Annotated in this window: 16 protein-coding genes; 5 read left to right on the forward strand and 11 right to left on the reverse strand. The window is 56.4% G+C overall.

Translation table 11 applies throughout. The features are described from left to right. Positions 1-76: 76 nt before the first annotated feature. Both FFH21_RS26325 and FFH21_RS26330 read right to left on the reverse strand, forming a co-directional pair. Positions 77-1,444 (reverse strand): aspartate aminotransferase family protein, encoded by a 1,368-nt coding sequence (locus FFH21_RS26325; protein ID WP_011169791.1) that lies wholly within the window; start codon positions 1,442-1,444, stop codon positions 77-79. A gap of 69 nt (positions 1,445-1,513) precedes the next feature. Next, positions 1,514-2,872: a glutamine synthetase family protein gene (locus FFH21_RS26330; RefSeq protein ID WP_002555767.1), complete on the reverse strand. Its 1,359-nt coding sequence runs from the start codon at positions 2,870-2,872 to the stop codon at positions 1,514-1,516. 594 nt (positions 2,873-3,466) lie between these two features. Here FFH21_RS26330 and FFH21_RS26335 point away from each other — a divergent pair. Both FFH21_RS26335 and FFH21_RS26340 read left to right on the forward strand, forming a co-directional pair. Then, positions 3,467-4,843, forward strand: a complete 1,377-nt coding sequence (locus FFH21_RS26335; protein WP_003413528.1) for a glutamine synthetase family protein — start codon at positions 3,467-3,469, stop codon at positions 4,841-4,843. Between the two features lie 219 nt (positions 4,844-5,062). Then, entirely contained in the window at positions 5,063-5,695 is a 633-nt protein-coding gene (locus FFH21_RS26340) for a TetR/AcrR family transcriptional regulator (RefSeq protein WP_011169792.1), read from the forward strand. A 6-nt stretch (positions 5,696-5,701) separates the two neighbouring features. Here FFH21_RS26340 and FFH21_RS26345 read toward each other — a convergent pair whose 3' ends face one another. The 9 genes from FFH21_RS26345 to FFH21_RS26390 all read right to left on the reverse strand — a co-directional run bounded on the left by FFH21_RS26345 (position 5,702) and on the right by FFH21_RS26390 (position 14,703). Then, positions 5,702-6,748 carry an RHS repeat-associated core domain-containing protein gene (locus FFH21_RS26345; RefSeq protein WP_011169793.1) on the reverse strand — a complete coding sequence of 349 codons (1,047 nt, stop codon included), beginning with the start codon at positions 6,746-6,748 and terminating at the stop codon, positions 5,702-5,704. A 91-nt stretch (positions 6,749-6,839) separates the two neighbouring features. Continuing rightward, complete coding sequence (locus FFH21_RS26350; protein ID WP_004663854.1) at positions 6,840-7,943, reverse strand: IS5-like element ISPsy19 family transposase; 1,104 nt, start codon at positions 7,941-7,943, stop codon at positions 6,840-6,842. A 77-nt stretch (positions 7,944-8,020) separates the two neighbouring features. Further along, positions 8,021-9,124 (reverse strand): IS5-like element ISPsy19 family transposase, encoded by a 1,104-nt coding sequence (locus FFH21_RS26355; RefSeq protein WP_004663854.1) that lies wholly within the window; start codon positions 9,122-9,124, stop codon positions 8,021-8,023. 119 nt (positions 9,125-9,243) lie between these two features. Further along, a complete protein-coding gene (locus tag FFH21_RS26360; protein ID WP_002555770.1) occupies positions 9,244-9,459 on the reverse strand; it encodes a molybdopterin-binding protein in 216 nt (71 codons plus the stop codon). Between the two features lie 26 nt (positions 9,460-9,485). Next, a complete protein-coding gene (gene ssuB / locus FFH21_RS26365; protein WP_004655048.1) occupies positions 9,486-10,298 on the reverse strand; it encodes an aliphatic sulfonates ABC transporter ATP-binding protein in 813 nt (270 codons plus the stop codon). After that, positions 10,295-11,092, reverse strand: coding sequence for an aliphatic sulfonate ABC transporter permease SsuC (gene ssuC / locus FFH21_RS26370; protein WP_011169794.1), 798 nt, complete (start codon positions 11,090-11,092; stop codon positions 10,295-10,297). Before ssuC ends, ssuB begins: the two co-directional genes overlap by 4 nt. A gap of 28 nt (positions 11,093-11,120) precedes the next feature. Beyond that, on the reverse strand, positions 11,121-12,086 hold the full coding sequence (locus tag FFH21_RS26375; RefSeq protein ID WP_002555773.1) for a sulfonate ABC transporter substrate-binding protein: 966 nt from the start codon (positions 12,084-12,086) through the stop codon (positions 11,121-11,123). A 447-nt stretch (positions 12,087-12,533) separates the two neighbouring features. Next, on the reverse strand, positions 12,534-13,172 hold the full coding sequence (locus tag FFH21_RS26385; protein ID WP_004655053.1) for a peroxiredoxin: 639 nt from the start codon (positions 13,170-13,172) through the stop codon (positions 12,534-12,536). Positions 13,173-13,341: 169 nt separating this feature from the next. Continuing rightward, the gene (locus FFH21_RS26390; RefSeq protein WP_054088568.1) at positions 13,342-14,703 is read right to left on the reverse strand and encodes an OprD family porin; all 1,362 of its coding nucleotides are present in this window, start codon (positions 14,701-14,703) and stop codon (positions 13,342-13,344) included. 770 nt (positions 14,704-15,473) lie between these two features. Between FFH21_RS26390 and tauA the strand changes: the two genes are divergently transcribed. Genes tauA through tauC form a run of 3 tightly spaced genes read left to right on the forward strand, consistent with a single transcriptional unit; the run spans position 15,474 to position 18,134 of the window. Continuing rightward, complete coding sequence (gene tauA / locus FFH21_RS26395) at positions 15,474-16,451, forward strand: taurine ABC transporter substrate-binding protein (protein ID WP_004655058.1); 978 nt, start codon at positions 15,474-15,476, stop codon at positions 16,449-16,451. Between the two features lie 25 nt (positions 16,452-16,476). After that, entirely contained in the window at positions 16,477-17,262 is a 786-nt protein-coding gene (gene tauB / locus FFH21_RS26400; protein ID WP_004655059.1) for a taurine ABC transporter ATP-binding subunit, read from the forward strand. Further along, on the forward strand, positions 17,259-18,134 hold the full coding sequence (gene tauC, locus FFH21_RS26405) for a taurine ABC transporter permease TauC (RefSeq protein ID WP_011169795.1): 876 nt from the start codon (positions 17,259-17,261) through the stop codon (positions 18,132-18,134). Before tauB ends, tauC begins: the two co-directional genes overlap by 4 nt. Positions 18,135-18,168 lie beyond the last annotated feature (34 nt).

The raw sequence follows: 18,168 nt of genomic DNA on the forward strand, positions 1-18,168 counted from the left end.
AACTTCCAGGGCAGGCTTTCAAGCCGACACCCGTTAAACAACGCACATTGCGCTTGAATCGACCTTTTTTGCGGATTCAGCCCAGCAATACCGCCAGCGTCAGATCCAGGCATTTGCGAGCCTTTTCCACCAGTTCGTCGATTTCCGCAAAACTGATCACCAGTGGCGGCGCAATGATCATCGTGTCGCCCACGGCCCGCATGATCAGGCCATTATCGAAGCAGAAGGTTCGACAGATCATCCCGGCGCCCTTGTCGGTGTAGCGCTCGCGAGTGACCTTGTCCTTCACCAGTTCGATGGCCCCCAGCAGCCCGACGCCACGGACCTCGCCCACCAGCGGATGATTGCTCAACTCACGCAAACGCTTTTGCAAATACGGTGCCGTTTCCGACTTGACCCGTTCGACGATCCTTTCTTCGCGCAGGATACGTATGTTCTCCAGCGCAACGGCTGCCGCCACCGGATGCCCGGAGTAGGTAAAGCCATGATTGAAATCACCGCCCTCGTTGAGCACCGCAACGATTTCATCACGCACGATCAGGCCGCCCATCGGCACGTAACCGGAGGTCAGGCCTTTGGCGATGGTCATCATGTCCGGCTTGAGGCCGTAGAAATCGCTACCGAACCACTCACTGGTACGCCCGAAACCACAAATCACCTCATCGGCGGCGAACAGGATGTCGTAGCGGGAAAGGATTTCCTTGATCTTCGGCCAGTAGGAATCGGGCGGCACGATCACACCGCCTGCGCCCTGGATCGGCTCGGCAATGAACGCACCGACGTTCTCGACGCCCAGCTCGATAATTTTCTTTTCCAGTTGCTCGGCAGCCCACACACCGAACTCGTCCGGCGTCATGTCACCGCCTTCGCCGAACCAGTAGGGCTGCGGAATGTGGACAACACCCGGAATCGGCAGGTCGCCCTGCTCGTGCATGTAGGTCATGCCGCCCAGACTGGCACCGGCGACGGTTGAGCCGTGATAACCATTGACGCGGCTGATGATGGTTTTCTTGTCTGGCTGGCCTTTGAGAGCCCAGTAATGACGAACCATGCGTAGCATCGTGTCATTACCTTCAGAGCCTGAACCGGTGAAGAACACATGATTCATGCCCTGTGGAGCGATTTCGGAAATGGCTTTGGCCAGTTCCAGCACCGGCGGGTGGGCGGTCTGGAAAAACAGGTTGTAATAAGGCAGCTCACGCATTTGTTTGCTGGCAGCGTCGGCCAGTTCTTCCCTGCCGTAACCAATGGCTACGCACCACAGGCCGGACATGCCATCGAGGATCTTGTTGCCCTCGCTGTCCCACAAATAAACGCCCTCGGCACGGGTAATAATGCGCGGGCCTTTCTCTTTCAATTGTTTGTAGTCGCTGAACGGTGCCAGGTGATGTTCGCTGCTCAAGGCCTGCCACTCGAGGGTTTGCGGATTATTGTGGGCACTCATGCAGCACTTCCTTTAATTAGGGTCAGTTATCAGAGCGCCGCATACCTGCTGCTGCGGCGCTCTGCGGGATCAGACTGCGAAGAGCAGGAATTCCCGCTCCCACGAGCTGATCACGCGCTTGAAGTTTTCATGCTCGGCGCGCTTGACCGCGACGTAACCGATGATGAATTTTTTGCCCAGGTACTTCTCGATGGTCTTGCTGTTTTCCATGCGCTCCAGGGCGTCTTCGATGGTCAACGGCAGACGCAGATTACGCCGCTCGTAACCCCGCCCGACCACCGGTGCGCTCGGGTTGATGCCTTCGACCATGCCGATGAAGCCGCACAGCAGACTGGCGGCGATGGCCAGATAGGGGTTGGCATCGGCACCTGGCAGACGGTTTTCCACGCGACGGTTCTGCGGCACAGCGTCCGGCACGCGCAGGCCGACGGTACGGTTCTCTTCGCCCCACTCGACGTTCACCGGTGCCGAGGTGTCGGGCAGAAAGCGGCGGAACGAGTTGACGTTGGGGGCGAACAGCGGCAATAGCTCGGGGATGAACTTCTGCAGACCACCCACGTGGTTCAGAAACAGCTCGCTCATGGTCCCGTCTTCATTGGAGAAGATGTTCTTGCCGGTCTCGATGTCGATGATGCTCTGGTGCAAGTGCATGGCACTGCCAGGCTCGCCGGTCATCGGCTTGGCCATGAAGGTCGCCGCGACGTCGTGCTTGAGCGCGGCTTCGCGCATGGTGCGCTTGAACACCAGAATCTGATCAGCCAGCGAAAGGGCATCACCATGACGGAAGTTGATTTCCATCTGCGCCGTACCGTCTTCGTGGATCAGCGTGTCCAGGTCCAGGTTCTGCAGTTCGCACCAGTCATAGACGTCTTCGAACAGCGGATCGAATTCGTTGGCCGCTTCGATCGAGAACGACTGACGGCCGGTTTCCGGTCGCCCGGAACGCCCGATCGGTGGCTGTAGCGGATAGTCCGGGTCGTCGCTACGCTTGGTCAGGTAGAACTCCATCTCCGGTGCCACGATTGGCTGCCAGCCCTGATCGGCGTAAAGCTTGAGGACCTTCTTCAACACGTTGCGCGGCGACAGCTCGATGGGGTTGCCCTGCTTGTCGTAGGTGTCGTGAATCACCTGCGCAGTGGGCTCGACCGCCCAGGGCACCAGGTACACCGCGTTCTGGTCGGGACGGCAGATCATATCGATGTCTGCCGGGTCCAGCAGCTCGTAGTAAATATCGTCTTCTACGTAGTCGCCAGTCACCGTCTGCAACAGCACGCTTTCAGGCAGACGCATGCCTTTTTCAGCGATGAACTTGTTGGTCGGCGAGATCTTGCCTCGGGTGATGCCGGTAAGGTCGGACATCATGCATTCGACTTCGGTAATCTTGTGTTCTTTCAACCAATCGGTGAGCTGGTCGAGGTTGGTACTCATAAATACCTCAGGGTTTTATTGTCCTGATCGTGATCAGGCGTTCCAGACGCATCGGCGTCATGTTGTACAACTCGTTTCGGCAGACGCCGATTAGGGGTAAGGTGACAGCTGCGGGGCCGGATTTCCAGACGGCCGCGGTCACACTGACGAAGCCGTTATAGTGGTAATGTCCAGCATTGAGAGTAGAGCAGACTGGCTTCGATAGCCGTTCAGGGATGTCGCAAGGTGTGGCAACCCACCACGAGCACCGATATCACAGGCATGATGAGCGCTGTACGGACTTGATAGTCGCGTGTCGACCAGGGAAAGGTGAAGCATTGGACCCCCGCTATTGTTGCTCTACTGGGTTGCGATCGAGCTTAGCCTCGTTCATTTTTTTATACAACAACCCGTTAAAAATAGAAGACAGGCCGCTCTAGCTCGTATTTAACAGCGGTCAGAAACGGAATAAAACGCCCTAAATAGCGGCAAAAAAGGCCATATGGCGCAGTTTTAGGGCAAAAAAAGGCTCTATTGACTTCATCATGGCTTTCGGATTGACTGAGATCCGCAATCATTGATGATTGATATTTTTAACAACAAAGGTGTTGCATCATGTCGGTACCCCCGCGTGCCGTTCAGCTTAACGAAGCGAACGCGTTCCTTAAGGAACATCCTGAGGTTCTGTACGTTGACCTTCTGATTGCAGATATGAATGGTGTGGTGCGTGGCAAACGCATCGAACGCACCAGCCTCCATAAGGTTTACGAGAAAGGCATCAACCTGCCGGCCTCTTTATTTGCTCTGGATATCAATGGCTCCACGGTGGAAAGCACCGGCCTGGGCCTGGATATCGGTGATGCTGACCGAATCTGTTATCCCATCCCCGACACCCTGTGCAACGAGCCATGGCAAAAGCGCCCTACTGCGCAATTGCTGATGACCATGCACGAACTCGAAGGCGACCCGTTTTTCGCCGACCCGCGTGAAGTATTGCGCCAGGTCGTCGCCAAGTTCGACGAAATGGGCCTGACCATCTGCGCCGCATTCGAGCTGGAGTTCTACCTGATCGATCAGGAGAACGTGAACGGTCGCCCGCAACCGCCCCGCTCGCCGATCTCCGGCAAACGCCCGCATTCGACACAGGTCTACCTGATCGATGACCTGGACGAATACGTCGACTGCCTTCAGGACATCCTTGAAGGTGCGAAGGAGCAAGGCATTCCTGCCGACGCAATCGTCAAGGAAAGCGCCCCGGCACAGTTCGAAGTCAACCTGCATCACGTCGCCGACGCGATCAAGGCGTGCGATTACGCCGTGCTGCTCAAGCGCCTGATCAAGAACATCGCCTACGATCACGAGATGGACACGACCTTCATGGCCAAGCCCTATCCGGGTCAGGCGGGTAATGGTCTGCACGTCCACATCTCGATCCTGGATCGCGATGGCAAGAATATCTTCACCAGCGAGGATCCCGAGCAGAACGCCGCATTGCGTCACGCTATCGGCGGTGTGCTCGAGACCCTGCCGGCACAAATGGCTTTCCTGTGCCCGAACGTCAACTCGTATCGCCGGTTCGGTGCGCAGTTCTATGTGCCCAACTCGCCGACCTGGGGTCTGGACAACCGTACGGTCGCCGTTCGTGTACCGACCGGCACCGCCGATGCCGTGCGTATCGAACACCGCGTTGCCGGTGCCGATGCCAACCCGTATCTGGTCATGGCTTCGGTACTGGCCGGCGTGCACCACGGCCTGGTCAACAAGGTCGAGCCTGGCGCGCCGGTAGAAGGCAACTCGTACGAGCAACACGAACAAAGCCTGCCGAACAACCTGCGCGACGCACTGCGCGAGCTGGACGACAACCCGGTCATGGCCAAGTACATCGACCCGAAATACATCGACATTTTTGTCGCCTGTAAAGAGAGCGAGCTGGAAGAGTTCGAACACTCCATCTCCGACCTCGAGTACAACTGGTACCTGCACACCGTCTGATTGAGGCTGAGCAACATAAAACGCCGCAAAGCCTTGAGCTTTGCGGCGTTTTTGTTTGCGCCCGGAGCACCTCTCGCACCGCATAATCAGGAGAGGACGCGGAGCGTCCAGAACTGCGCTACCACGCGGAGCGTGGGAGCGATAATCGTTTGGCGACGACAGAGATTCATCCAGTCAGAATCCCTTACAATGCCGTCAGCCCAACCACGAGCCACGCCCATGACACGCGCCGCCACGCCCCGCAAACCTCGAGCACGCAGCCAGGCCAGGATCGATTCGATTCTCGACGCCGCGCGCACGCTGCTCGCCGAGCAAGGGGTGGCCAGCCTGTCGATCTACAGCGTGGCTGAACGCGCAGGTATTCCACCCTCCTCGGTGTATCACTTCTTCGCCAGCGTTCCGGCGCTGCTTGAAGCGTTGACCGCCGATATTCACGCGGCTTTCCGCGCCTCACTGCAAGCGCCTATCGATCACGACCAGCTCACCACTTGGCGCGACCTGTCGCGTATCGTCGAACTGCGCATGCTGGCCATCTACAACGCCGACGCCGCCGCCCGCCAATTGATCCTTGCCCAGCACGGCCTGACCGAAATCAACCAGGCAGACCGCCAGCACGACATAGAGCTGGGGCATTTGATGCTTGAGGTCTTTGACCGCCACTTCCAGCTGCCTGCGCTGCCGGATGACATGGACGTATTTGCGCTGGCGATGGAACTGGGGGATCGGGTGTATGCGCGATCAGTGCAATTGCATGACGAGATCACACCGCGCATGGCTGAGGAAGGGATGCGGGTGTTTGATGCTTATTTGGGGTTGTATTTGCCGATGTTTTTGGTGAAGCGAGTTATTTAAAGCTCACTATTCACGGATCTTCTTCACACCTTCATGATAAGGCATAAAACGTTTGCTATATTTTCTTTCTCGCTTGATAAACCTGGCGTTCAGAATATTGTACCTTTCAGGATTAAAAGCACTGGTTCCTTTCGACGCCTCCATCACTTCGAGCGCTTTCACTGTAACGTCTAACTCTTCTCGGTAGGTGGCTTCTGCCGCCTTGAGTACGTCTGCTTTGCGCTGGTCAGCTGCACCAGATTTATAAAAACGATTAAAAGCTTCACGTTTTTCTTTATATTTTCTGATCATGGATTTTAAAGTCCCGCCTGCACTCGGATCAACAGACGAGCTGGAAATTGAACTCTTACTTGCCAAGCCCGCACCTGTTGATGACGCAATGGGAAGCGAGGGAGGTGACGAAACAGTAGCAGAGGAATATGGCAATTCATCAACCATGCCAGGCAACTGTGATAACGGTATTTTTTTAGGCGCCAGTATAATTGTTCCGGCCCGTAATAACTTATCAAGCAACCCAGCACTTATATGCCCCGACGGATCCCCAAACCCAACCGGATCCCCACTCACATAACCATAAGCATTCAACCCTCCCTCGCCAAACGGGCTCAGACTGTCCGGGCTGTTAAACCGCATCAACACCGGGTTATAAGCCCGATACCCATTCCCCAGCAGATAATGCCCGGTCGCCGGATCTCGTCGCTCGCCATTGAAGCCCAGCAAACTGGTTAGTCCGCTTTCAGGCGGATGATGTCCGTAGACGCTATACGCCATAGACTCAACCCCGGTGTTATCCACAAGTTGCAAAACTGAACGTTGCTGATCGGTCGCCAGCAGCGTCGTGTCCACTAGATCATCAACGTGCCGCTGTTGAGCCAATAGCCGGTCTTCATGCTGAAAGACCGTGCTCCGCAACGCACCCTGAATCTCGGTCGCCAGAACGTTCTTCTGATAGAAGCGCTGGATATCTTCCTGCCTCACCGGCGAACTGGAAGCCAGACGGTCCAGCGGGTCGTAGCGATAGCGGCATAAAACTGCTTGGGCTGAAGAGGTCATGGCTGATGCTTCAAATAGAACCAGCTATCAGCATCCAGCAAAACTGATACTTCGCCTACCTCACATAATTGCTAGGAGGGTGTAGACAAAATCATGTAGTGAGTCGGCGCGCGAGTATTCGAGCCTCGGCCAACCAAACCCATGCCTCGCTTACCGCAAAAAGGCGATCATGATGCATGATCAGTCGCCGAGCTCTCTCATTCCAGGCATGAGTTCGCTCCACTACCCATCGCTTGGGCATGACCACAAATCCAGTCTGAACAGGCTCCACGGAAAATAGATCGCCTTGTTCAGAGTGCCATTGCCCTGTTCTTCTGTTATTCGGGCCACGGATCACTTGAACATCGATAGCGTGCAGTTGATGGGTGCGCTGTGCCCATTTTCCTGCGTACGCACTATCAACAAAAAGCGTGCTCAGTGACGGATATTTTTCCTTCGAGTACGCCACCGCATCATCCGCCGCGTCACGATCCTGCACGCTTGCAGCACTGATACTGACAGCCAGCAGCAGGCCCAATGTATCGACAATCAGACTTCGTTTACGCCCCTTGACTTTTTTGCCTGCGTCGTAGCCGCTGTCACCGCCTTGAGGAGAACTGCGGGTCGACTGTGAATCCAGGATCGCTGCTGACGGGCTGTCAGCGCGTTCTTCCCGCTCACGCCATTGAGCTCGCAAGCGATCATGCATTTGCTCGAACTTGCCTTGAGCGCTCCACCGGCGGAACGTTTTGTAGACATTGTCCCAATGAGGAAAATCGCGGGGTAGCATTCGCCATGAGCACCCCGTGCGTACGACATAGCAACAGGCTTCCAGCAACGTGCGCCGAGAGTGAAGCGGTGGCACTCCTCGTCCGCCCTGGCTTTCAAACAGGTCGGCGACCAGTGCCCACTCGGTATCTGTCAAGCAACTCGGATATAGCTGCTCCGGCAGTTGGCGGCGGTGGGTTTCATTGTAGCCATAGGCTTTATTAGGTTCAGGTGACTGAAAACTTCCCTTGGCCCGCTGCTTTACACGCGTAATCCCTGCCATTTTCAACGCTTTTGCAAAGGTGTCGGGATGCGCAGTGATACCGGTTTCGGCGAAGAATACGAGCGCCAATTCGGCCTGGCTGGAATAGGGTTGTGCATGAGCGAGTTTCACCAGCACGGGATAGTGCTCGGCGGCAATCGAGCGAGGACGTCCGGTTTTAGGCATGGCTTGAGGGCTATTCAGACAAGGGAGTGAAAGTTTAATTTATTTTGTCTACACCTTCTAGGAGGGTGTAGACAAAATCATGTAGTGAGTCGGCGCGCGAGTATTCGAGCCTCGGCCAACCAAACCCATGCCTCGCTTACCGCAAAAAGGCGATCATGATGCATGATCAGTCGCCGAGCTCTCTCATTCCAGGCATGAGTTCGCTCCACTACCCATCGCTTGGGCATGACCACAAATCCAGTCTGAACAGGCTCCACGGAAAATAGATCGCCTTGTTCAGAGTGCCATTGCCCTGTTCTTCTGTTATTCGGGCCACGGATCACTTGAACATCGATAGCGTGCAGTTGATGGGTGCGCTGTGCCCATTTTCCTGCGTACGCACTATCAACAAAAAGCGTGCTCAGTGACGGATATTTTTCCTTCGAGTACGCCACCGCATCATCCGCCGCGTCACGATCCTGCACGCTTGCAGCACTGATACTGACAGCCAGCAGCAGGCCCAATGTATCGACAATCAGACTTCGTTTACGCCCCTTGACTTTTTTGCCTGCGTCGTAGCCGCTGTCACCGCCTTGAGGAGAACTGCGGGTCGACTGTGAATCCAGGATCGCTGCTGACGGGCTGTCAGCGCGTTCTTCCCGCTCACGCCATTGAGCTCGCAAGCGATCATGCATTTGCTCGAACTTGCCTTGAGCGCTCCACCGGCGGAACGTTTTGTAGACATTGTCCCAATGAGGAAAATCGCGGGGTAGCATTCGCCATGAGCACCCCGTGCGTACGACATAGCAACAGGCTTCCAGCAACGTGCGCCGAGAGTGAAGCGGTGGCACTCCTCGTCCGCCCTGGCTTTCAAACAGGTCGGCGACCAGTGCCCACTCGGTATCTGTCAAGCAACTCGGATATAGCTGCTCCGGCAGTTGGCGGCGGTGGGTTTCATTGTAGCCATAGGCTTTATTAGGTTCAGGTGACTGAAAACTTCCCTTGGCCCGCTGCTTTACACGCGTAATCCCTGCCATTTTCAACGCTTTTGCAAAGGTGTCGGGATGCGCAGTGATACCGGTTTCGGCGAAGAATACGAGCGCCAATTCGGCCTGGCTGGAATAGGGCTGTGCATGAGCGAGTTTCACCAGCACGGGATAGTGCTCGGCGGCAATCGAGCGAGGACGTCCGGTTTTAGGCATGGCTTGAGGGCTATTCAGACAAGGGAGTGAAAGTTTAATTTATTTTGTCTACACCCTCTAGGTAAACAGCAAAAAACCCCGGAGGGTCAGGACCGTCCGGGGCGTTTTTTATTCATTGTTTATAGCTTGGCGATGGAGACTTCTGTCGACTTCACGAAGGCAATTACTTCGCTGCCGACGACCAGTTCCAGCTCTTTTACCGAGCGGGTGGTGATGACCGAGGTCACAACGCCGGAAGCGGTCTGTACGTCGATTTCCGACAGTACGTCGCCGTGGACGATTTCCTTGATGGTGCCTTTGAACTGGTTACGAACGTTGATGGCTTTGATAGTCATGGCATGTCTTCCTTTGGGGATCAGGGTTAATTTGCCCAGCGCAATTGCGTGGGCAGTGGCGAAAACGGTTCCGGGTCAGGTGGTGAACCCGGCAGGGCCAGCACACGGTTGAGCACTTCGGCCTCCAATGCTGCAAGGCGATGCGAACCACGAACACGCGGACGTGGCAGGTCGACCAACAGGTCTAAGCCGATCTGGCCTTCTTCGATCAGGATCACCCGGTCGGCGATGGCAACGGCCTCGCTGACATCATGGGTGACCAGCAGCACCGTAAAGCCGTATTGGTGCCAGAGCTTTTCGATCAGTTGCTGCATTTCAATCCGAGTCAGGGCATCCAGCGCGCCCAGTGGTTCGTCGAGTAACAGCAGGCGCGGCTTGTGAATCAGCGCACGCGCCAGAGCAACACGCTGCTTCTGGCCACCGGACAATGCCGCTGGCCACTCGTTGGCGCGTTCGGCAAGGCCGACGGCCTCGAGCGCTTCGAGTGCTTGCGCACGCCAGTCGCCGCTCAGGCCAAGGCCGACGTTGTCGATGATCTTCTTCCAGGGCAGCAACCGCGCCTCCTGGAACATCAAACGCGTATCTTCGCGAGCGTCGTCCAGTGGTGCAGAACCTGCAAGCAATTGACCCTCGGTTGGCTTGTCGAGACCGGCAAGCAGGCGCAGCAAGGTACTTTTACCGCAGCCACTACGGCCGACGATGGCGACGAACTGACCGGCCGGAATATGCAGGTCGATGTCCTTGAGCACTTCGCGAGTGCCGAACGCTTTTTTCAGGTTGCGGACTGCCAGCGGAATACCGCGCAGCAAATGTGGAGGTTGCTGTTTCAGACTGGTCATGCGGCACCGCCTTTGCTCACTTGATAGGCCGGGTGCCAGCGCAGGCACACACGTTCAAGGCCTCGCGCCGCCAGATCGGCCAGTTTGCCGAGGACGGCGTACAACACAATGGCCAGTACCACGATGTCGGTTTGCAGGAATTCCCGTGCATTCATCGCCAGATAACCGATGCCGGAGCTGGCAGAAATGGTTTCTGCCACAATCAGCGTCAGCCACATGAAGCCCAGCGCAAAGCGCACACCGACCAGAATCGAAGGCATGGCACCTGGGAGGATCACATGCCGGAACAGGCTGAAACCGGACAGGCCATAGCTGCGGGACATTTCTACCAGTGCCGGATCGATGTTGCGGATGCCGTGGTAGGTGTTCAGATAAATCGGGAACAGGGTGCCCAGCGCGACCAGGAATATCTTGGCGGTCTCATCAATGCCGAACCACAGAATGACCAGCGGAATCAGCGCCAGGTGCGGCACGTTACGGATCATCTGCACTGAGCTGTCCAGCAGGCGCTTGCCCCATTTGCTCAGGCCGGTAATGAAGCCCAGCGCCAGACCGATGCCACCGCCAATGGCGAATCCGATCCCGGCGCGCCAGCCGCTGATCGCCAGATGCGTCCAGATTTCGCCACTCGCAACCAGATTGATACCCGCCTCAATGACTGCGCTGGGTGCAGGAAGAATGCGTGTGGATAGCCATCCGGCGCTGACCGACAGCTGCCAGACGGCCAACAACAGGACTGGAAGTGCCCAGGGCGCCAGTCGGTGAATGATGCGTTGCGAAGCACTGAGGCTCATGGAGTTGTCTCCTCGAAGGGCCTGACGATCACTGTGCTTGAGCAACAGCAGCAGGAGGTGTCCAGACCACATCAGCAATGCTGAGCGGCTTCGGAATCAGTTTGAGCTGGTAGAAGGTGTCAGCAATTTTCTGCTGCGCCGCTACAACCGGCGGAGTAATAAACAGCGCACCGTAGCCCTGGCGTTTTACCGAGGTCAGGGTGATGTCGGCGGGCAGCCCCAGCAACGGCGCAACCTGTTTGGTCACTTCGTCAGGGTGAGCCTTGGACCATTCGCCCACTGCACGAACTTCTTCGATCAAGGCTTGAATCACCTTCGGATTCTTTTGCGCGTAAGGCTTGGTCGCCAGATAGAACTGGTGGTTGTCGACAATGCCGGTGCCGTCTTTCAAGGTCCGCGCCTGCAATTGCTTCTCTGCGGCAGCCTGGTACGGGTCCCAAATGACCCAGGCGTCTACGCTGCCGCGCTCGAAAGCGGCACGCGCATCGGCCGGAGGCAGAAAGACAGTCTGGATATCGGTGTATTTCAGGCCGGCATCTTCCAGCGCCTTGACCAGCAGGTAGTGGACGTTCGAGCCTTTATTGAGGACGACTTTCTTGCCTTTCAGGTCTTTGACCGAAGTAATAGGCGAGTCTTTGGGCACCAGGATGGCTTCGCTGGTCGGCGCTGGCGGCTCGTAAGCCACGTACAGCAGATCCGCGCCTGCTGCCTGAGCGAAAACCGGCGGCGTTTCACCGGTCACGCCGAAATCAATCGAGCCCACGTTCAGACCTTCAAGCAACTGCGGACCGCCCGGAAATTCTGTCCACTGAACCTTTACGCCCTGCTCGGCCAAGCGCTTCTCCAGCGAACCCTTGGCCTTGAGCAGCACCAGCGTGCCGTATTTCTGATAACCGATGCGCAGATCTTCCGCCTGGGCCTGGGTGACCGCGCCAAGCGCGACCGCAGCAGCAAACAGAGCGACAAGGCCTCGACGCAAAATGACAGTGCGCATATGCGCTCCTCTAGCGGGTGTTGGGTAGTGCCTGCTCAGCCAGTCACAGACGAACAAGGCGGGAATAGGGACGACCTTAACAGCACTTTTTTATATCTATAAATCTTATTTATTCATTTAGTTATTCCATAAATGAATATAAAGGGCAGCACTATTTTTCAACTATCGTGCGGCGTACTACGGCGGCATGCCGTTCTGGACCCTCTGCGTCTGATCTTGAGTATGCGGCGTGGCGCATATCCATGACGCGGAGCGTCACGACAGGCATTCCCACGCTGGAGCGTGAGGAACGATGATCTCGACTATCGTGCGACGCTCCGCGTCGCATGCCGTTCTGGACGCTCTGCGTCCGCGCCTGATCAAGCGACGCAGTCGGCGGCTGTGAGGGAGGAATAAAAAAGGGCCGATGAATCGGCCCAAATAACCCCACGCTTGGTAGATCGAAAATTAGCGGTTTGGCTGTGGCGTCAGGCGCAGATAAGGCGTGACGGCCTTGTAACCTTTGGGAAAGCGTTCTTTGATCTCGGCTTCGTCCTTGATCGACGGCACGATCACTACATCATCACCATCCACCCAGTTGGCAGGCGTGGCAACCTTGTAGTTGTCGGTCAATTGCAGCGAGTCGATAACGCGCAGAATCTCGTGGAAATTACGCCCGGTACTCGCCGGATACGTAATCGTCAGGCGCACTTTCTTTTTAGGGTCGATCACAAACAGCGAACGCACAGTCAGTGTGTCGCTGGCATTGGGATGAATAAGGTCATACAGATCGGAGACCTTGCGGTCGGCATCGGCCAGAATCGGGAAGTTAACTTGGGTGTTTTGCGTGGTGTTGATGTCGTCGATCCACTTGATGTGCGAGTCAACCGGGTCTACCGACAGCGCAATGGCTTTTACACCGCGCTTGGCAAACTCGTCTTTCAATTTGGCGGTGAAGCCCAGTTCAGTGGTGCACACAGGCGTGAAGTCTGCGGGATGAGAAAACAACACACCCCAGCTGTCGCCGAGCCATTCATGGAAACGGATACGACCTTCGCTGGATTCCTGCTCGAAGTCAGGGGCGATGTCGCCAAGTCGCAGTGTCATGGTGTTGCTCCTTGTCTGTATCGGGTAGGCCTTGGTATGACGTTACTGTGCGCCCTGCTGAGAAAAGTTAAAAAGAATAAATAATGCGCTTGATAGACCTGCCAGGAATATCAAAAAACAGGCAAAAGAAACCCCGCACGGAGCGGGGTTTCTTCAAGCTTCAGTACACTTACATGAAGTTGTAGGTGTAGTTGAAGATCAGACGGGTTTGATCAGCGTCAGCAGCGTTGTTCAGGCCGCCATCAGCACGGTAATTACCGCGACGCAATGAAGTACCCAAGCCTTTCAACGGACCGCTCTGGACTACGTAGTCAACGCGCATGTCGCGTTCCCACTCGGAGTACTCGTTACCGAACGCAGTAGTACCGCGTGCGCCTTTGATGTCGTCACCATACAGGTAAGCAATGGATGCTTTCAGGCCTGGCACGCCAAGCTTGGCGAAGTCATACGAGTACTGACCGAACGTGGTGTTCTCACCAGCGCGGTTGAAGCCATTGATCATCGAGTCAATGAACAGGTAGAAGCTCGAACCCCCGTTGCCTTCAAGACTCGAAGTGCTGGTGCCGTTCTTGGTAACGTTGCCCTGACCCAGGTAAACCATACCGCCGTCATCGCCCACCTGCTGACGACCAACCATCAATGCATGGCCACCCAGGGAATAGGTGAACATCGCCGACCAGGTGGTGTTATCCACTTCGCCAGTTTTCTTGGCATAACCACTGTTGTTATTGAAACGGTAGCCGGTCGCCGCGTCGCTGTTTTTGCCATCAGAGCTGCTGTTGAAATAACGCAGATCAGTCTTGAAAGACTGGTTGTCGCTGATCTGGTAAACATGAACCAGACCCAGGAAGTGTTGCTTGTAGAAGTCTTCCAGGTTGGCGTAGTAGTACTGCAGGGTCAGGTCTTTGGTGACTTTCCAGTCAGCACCAGCGAAACGGAAATGATCGCTGGTTTCTGAGGCACCGGCAACGGACAGGTCAGTCCAGTTGCTCGAAGCACGGCCGATGGATTTGTTCAACTGACCAGCAGTGAAGGTTACGTTGTCCAGATCCTTGGAGGTCAGGATGCCGCCCTGGAATGCCTGAGGCAGAAGACGACCATCGTTGCTAACCAGGATTGGCAGGTTAGGAGCCAGTGCGTTACCGACTTTCAGCTCGGTTTTCGAGAAGCGAACCTTGCCGTTGGCGCCCAGGCGGGTCCACTCACCAACTGAAGAACCGTCACTGTCAGAAGGAGTGATGCCGCCGTTCAGCGCATGGTGGCCGCGGCCGCCGTCAAGGTGAACACCCACCAGACCTTGAAGGTCCAGACCAAAACCTACAGTACCCTGAGTGAAGCCCGACAGATAATCGAATTTCAGGCCAGTGGCCGTCTCACGGTTGTTGGCTGAGCCCGGCTCACGCTGGTCATTGTCAAAATACAGAGTACGAGAACTAACGGACGCTTTGCTGTCTTCAAGGAAACCAGCTGCACCGGCCTGCTGAGCCAATGCCGCGACGGTTACGGCCAAGGCCAGGGTGGACTTCTTCATTAACTACGCTCCTCGTGAATCTAATTTTTTATGTCTCCGGTGCCGGGCATTGCCCTGACCCAGAGATATTGCGAAAGGTGACAGTCCCGATCTGGAGATCAATGGATTCTGTACACCCCGACTTTTGACTAGACCGCGCATGTCGGTGGCCGTACGTTAGTGAAAATTCATCATGCTCAAAAGAAACCGTTTTGCAGGTTCTAAGAACAATCAGGCATATGTCACAACTCGTGTCAGCCAGGACGTCACGGAGTGTATCGACCTAATCGGGTAATTCCCAAAATTTATTTCGGTACCATTCGTCAGATCTTTTGGTTTTGTATCAGTGACCGGCCAAATCGCGACCAACCGGTCATAGTTCCCAACGGCGAAGCGTAATTTGCTTGCCAGTAAAAGCCTTGTAAAACGGGCACTTCAGAGAGATTAGTGATGAATTGTGACAATTGTCATCACCTTGACTCCCGACGCTCCACGGTCATGAAATATTTTCTAAAAACCGCTCCAAACACCCTTTTTCAGCGTTTTTTGCCGTCTGAAACATGCGCTCAACTGTAGTCCAGGTGAACAAAAAAGCAATTTTGGTGTCGGGCGCGTGAACCCCGAGCCGATTGGCAGATGCGCAACAGCCCTTCGATGTGCAAATGGGTTCTGCAGATGGCTCTAAAGCCGCTTCATAAGCTAATTCCCAAAAGTTATTTATTTTAAGATTCTTAGATCACTTAGTCTCCTTATCCAGCCAGTCCTCGGCCCGTCTGATTCGGAGCTTCATCATGAAACTGCATTTTTCCCTGCGCTTGTTGACTGCGCTGTCGTTGACTGGCGCAACATTCATTGCACAGGCAGCAGACTTTACCGTCGCCTACCAGACCACCGTCGACCCGGCCAAGGTTGCCCAGGCCGATAACGCCTACGAAAAAGCCACCGACTCAAAAATCTCCTGGCGCAAGTTCGATAATGGTGCGGACGTCATCACCGCAATCGCATCCGGCGACGTACAGATCGGTTATCTCGGTTCAAGCCCGTTCACAGCCGCCGCTACACGCAAACTCCCGGTGGAGACCTTTCTGATAGCTACGCAGATCGGCGCGGCCGAGGCGCTGGTTGCCCGTAATGGCTCGGGGATCAACTCACCGCAGGACCTGATCGGCAAGAAAGTGGCCGTGCCCTTTGTCTCCACCGGCCATTACAGCCTGCTTGCAGCGCTCAAACACTGGAACATCGATCCGGCCAGGGTCACGATCCTGAACCTCGCGCCGCCCGCCATTGCTGCGGCCTGGAAGCGCGGCGACATTGATGCCACTTACGTCTGGGACCCGGCACTGGGCGTCGCCAAGGAAACCGGCAAGGTGCTGATCACCTCCGGCGAACTGGCGAAGGTCGGAGCGCCGACCTTCGATGCCTGGATCGTGCGCAAGGACTTCGCCAACAAACACCCGGAAGTTGTCAGCGCATTCGCCAAGGTAACGCTCGATGCCTACGCCCGGTATCGCCAGGACCCGGCTGCATGGATCGCCAACCCGGCCAACGTAGACAAGCTGACCCGACTGTCTGGCGCCAAGGCATCTGACGTACCTGGCCTGTTGCAAGGCAATGTCTACCCGCTGGCTGCCGAGCAGACCGCGCTGCTGGGTACACCGACCATCGAGGCGGTGACCAAAACCGCAGCATTCCTTAAAGAGCAGGGCAAGGTCGACGCAGTACTGCCTGACTACTCACCGTACGTCAGCGCCCGGTTCATCCCACGCTAAGCGCTCTCAGCACAAGGAGAAACGTATGGCGCTGTTGCAGTTGGAGCGTATTGGCGCTCAGTACCCCGGTGCAGCGGCACCCGTGCTGGCAGACATCAACCTGAGCCTGGGCCCACAGCAACTGCTGGTTGCGCTTGGCCCTTCCGGCAGCGGTAAAACCTCGTTACTGAACCTCATCGCCGGCTTCATCAAACCCGGCAGCGGCCGCATTACTCTCGACGGCATTCCCGTAGAGGGGCCGAGCGCAGAGCGTGGCGTGGTGTTTCAGGACGATGCCTTGCTGCCCTGGCAGAACGTGTTGGCCAATGTTGCGTTTGGCCTGGAACTGGCGGGTGTCGGCCGCTTGGAACGTGAAACCAGAGCGCGGGAGATGTTGGCACTGGTGGATCTGGCCGGTTTTGACCAGCGGCGAATATGGCAGCTGTCCGGTGGACAACGGCAACGCGTCGGCCTGGCCAGAGCGCTGGCAGCCGATCCGCGCATCCTGTTGATGGACGAGCCATTCGGTGCACTGGATGCCTTCACCCGTGAGCAGATGCAGGAGCTATTGCTGCAAGTCTGGCAACGTACCGCCAAGCCGGTGTTTCTGATAACCCACGACATAGAAGAAGCAGTTTTCCTCGCCACCGACCTGGTTCTGCTCGCCCCTAACCCTGGTCGTATCGCCGAGCATCTGCACCTGGACTTCGGCCGTCGCTACGCCGCTGGCGAATCGGCCCGCGCGATAAAGTCCGATCCGCGCTTTATCGAAACCCGCGAGCATGTGCTGGCCAGCGTGTTTTCCCAGCGCACCCGGGAGCAGTGTGTATGAGTAGACTTGAGCCTGTTGGCAGCCATGAGCTTATAGATAGCCGCGAACTGACCGGCATCAGCAAACCGTTCGCCAAACAACCGGCTGCCCCCACGCCGAAGGTTTATCTGAGCACCCGAGCGATCAGCATCCTGACCCTCGTGGCACTGCTGACTCTTTGGTGGGCGGTAACTGCCGGGGGCTGGATCGAGCCGCTGTTTCTGCCACCGCCAGCGGATGTGCTGAGCAAAGGCTGGCTGCTGGCAACCAAGGGCTACATGGACGCCACACTCTGGCAGCATCTGGGCGCCAGCCTGCAACGCATCGGGCTGGCGCTGGCCGCGGCAATTTTGACGGCCATCCCGATAGGAATCGCCATCGGCCATAACCGCATCGCTCAGGGGATATTTGACCCGCTGATCGAGTTTTACCGACCGATACCACCGCTGGCCTACCTGCCGCTGATCGTTATCTGGTTCGGTATCGGCGAATTCTCCAAGGTACTGCTGATTTATCTGGCGATCTTCGCGCCGATTGCCATTGCCACGGCTACCGGCGTTCGCACCGTGGACCCGATCAAAGTGCGGGCGGCACAATCGCTGGGCGCGACGCTCTGGCAGTTGATTCGGCACGTGGTCCTGCCCAGCGCACTCCCGGACATTCTTACCGGTATTCGCATCGGCCTGGGCGTGGGCTGGTCGACGCTGGTGGCCGCAGAGCTTATTGCTGCCACCAGCGGGCTGGGATTCATGGTGCAGTCGGCGGCGCAGTTTCTGGTGACCGACGTTGTGGTGCTGGGGATTCTGGTGATCGCCGTGATCGCTTTTGCCATGGAGCTGGGACTGCGCGCGCTGCAACGCAGGTTGGTGCCCTGGCATGGTCAGCAGCATTAATGCATCAGTATGGGTGTGTGGGTCGTTGCGGTGC

Origin of the sequence: Pseudomonas sp. KBS0707 (assembly GCF_005937945.2) — a bacterium.
Lineage (GTDB): Bacteria > Pseudomonadota > Gammaproteobacteria > Pseudomonadales > Pseudomonadaceae > Aquipseudomonas > Aquipseudomonas amygdali.

What these genes read in the sequence shown, in the direction of transcription:
- FFH21_RS26325 (WP_011169791.1), bottom strand. Translation starts at nt 1,444, where the DNA reads ATGAGTGCCCACAATAATCCGCAAACCCTCGAGTGGCAGGCCTTGAGC.
- ssuC (WP_011169794.1), bottom strand. Translation starts at nt 11,092, where the DNA reads ATGAGCCTCAGTGCTTCGCAACGCATCATTCACCGACTGGCGCCCTGG.
- FFH21_RS26340 (WP_011169792.1), top strand. Translation starts at nt 5,063, where the DNA reads ATGACACGCGCCGCCACGCCCCGCAAACCTCGAGCACGCAGCCAGGCC.
- FFH21_RS26350 (WP_004663854.1), bottom strand. Translation starts at nt 7,943, where the DNA reads ATGCCTAAAACCGGACGTCCTCGCTCGATTGCCGCCGAGCACTATCCC.
- tauB (WP_004655059.1), top strand. Translation starts at nt 16,477, where the DNA reads ATGGCGCTGTTGCAGTTGGAGCGTATTGGCGCTCAGTACCCCGGTGCA.
- FFH21_RS26345 (WP_011169793.1), bottom strand. Translation starts at nt 6,748, where the DNA reads ATGACCTCTTCAGCCCAAGCAGTTTTATGCCGCTATCGCTACGACCCG.
- FFH21_RS26355 (WP_004663854.1), bottom strand. Translation starts at nt 9,124, where the DNA reads ATGCCTAAAACCGGACGTCCTCGCTCGATTGCCGCCGAGCACTATCCC.
- ssuB (WP_004655048.1), bottom strand. Translation starts at nt 10,298, where the DNA reads ATGACCAGTCTGAAACAGCAACCTCCACATTTGCTGCGCGGTATTCCG.
- tauC (WP_011169795.1), top strand. Translation starts at nt 17,259, where the DNA reads ATGAGTAGACTTGAGCCTGTTGGCAGCCATGAGCTTATAGATAGCCGC.
- FFH21_RS26390 (WP_054088568.1), bottom strand. Translation starts at nt 14,703, where the DNA reads ATGAAGAAGTCCACCCTGGCCTTGGCCGTAACCGTCGCGGCATTGGCT.
- FFH21_RS26360 (WP_002555770.1), bottom strand. Translation starts at nt 9,459, where the DNA reads ATGACTATCAAAGCCATCAACGTTCGTAACCAGTTCAAAGGCACCATC.
- FFH21_RS26335 (WP_003413528.1), top strand. Translation starts at nt 3,467, where the DNA reads ATGTCGGTACCCCCGCGTGCCGTTCAGCTTAACGAAGCGAACGCGTTC.
- FFH21_RS26375 (WP_002555773.1), bottom strand. Translation starts at nt 12,086, where the DNA reads ATGCGCACTGTCATTTTGCGTCGAGGCCTTGTCGCTCTGTTTGCTGCT.
- FFH21_RS26330 (WP_002555767.1), bottom strand. Translation starts at nt 2,872, where the DNA reads ATGAGTACCAACCTCGACCAGCTCACCGATTGGTTGAAAGAACACAAG.
- tauA (WP_004655058.1), top strand. Translation starts at nt 15,474, where the DNA reads ATGAAACTGCATTTTTCCCTGCGCTTGTTGACTGCGCTGTCGTTGACT.
- FFH21_RS26385 (WP_004655053.1), bottom strand. Translation starts at nt 13,172, where the DNA reads ATGACACTGCGACTTGGCGACATCGCCCCTGACTTCGAGCAGGAATCC.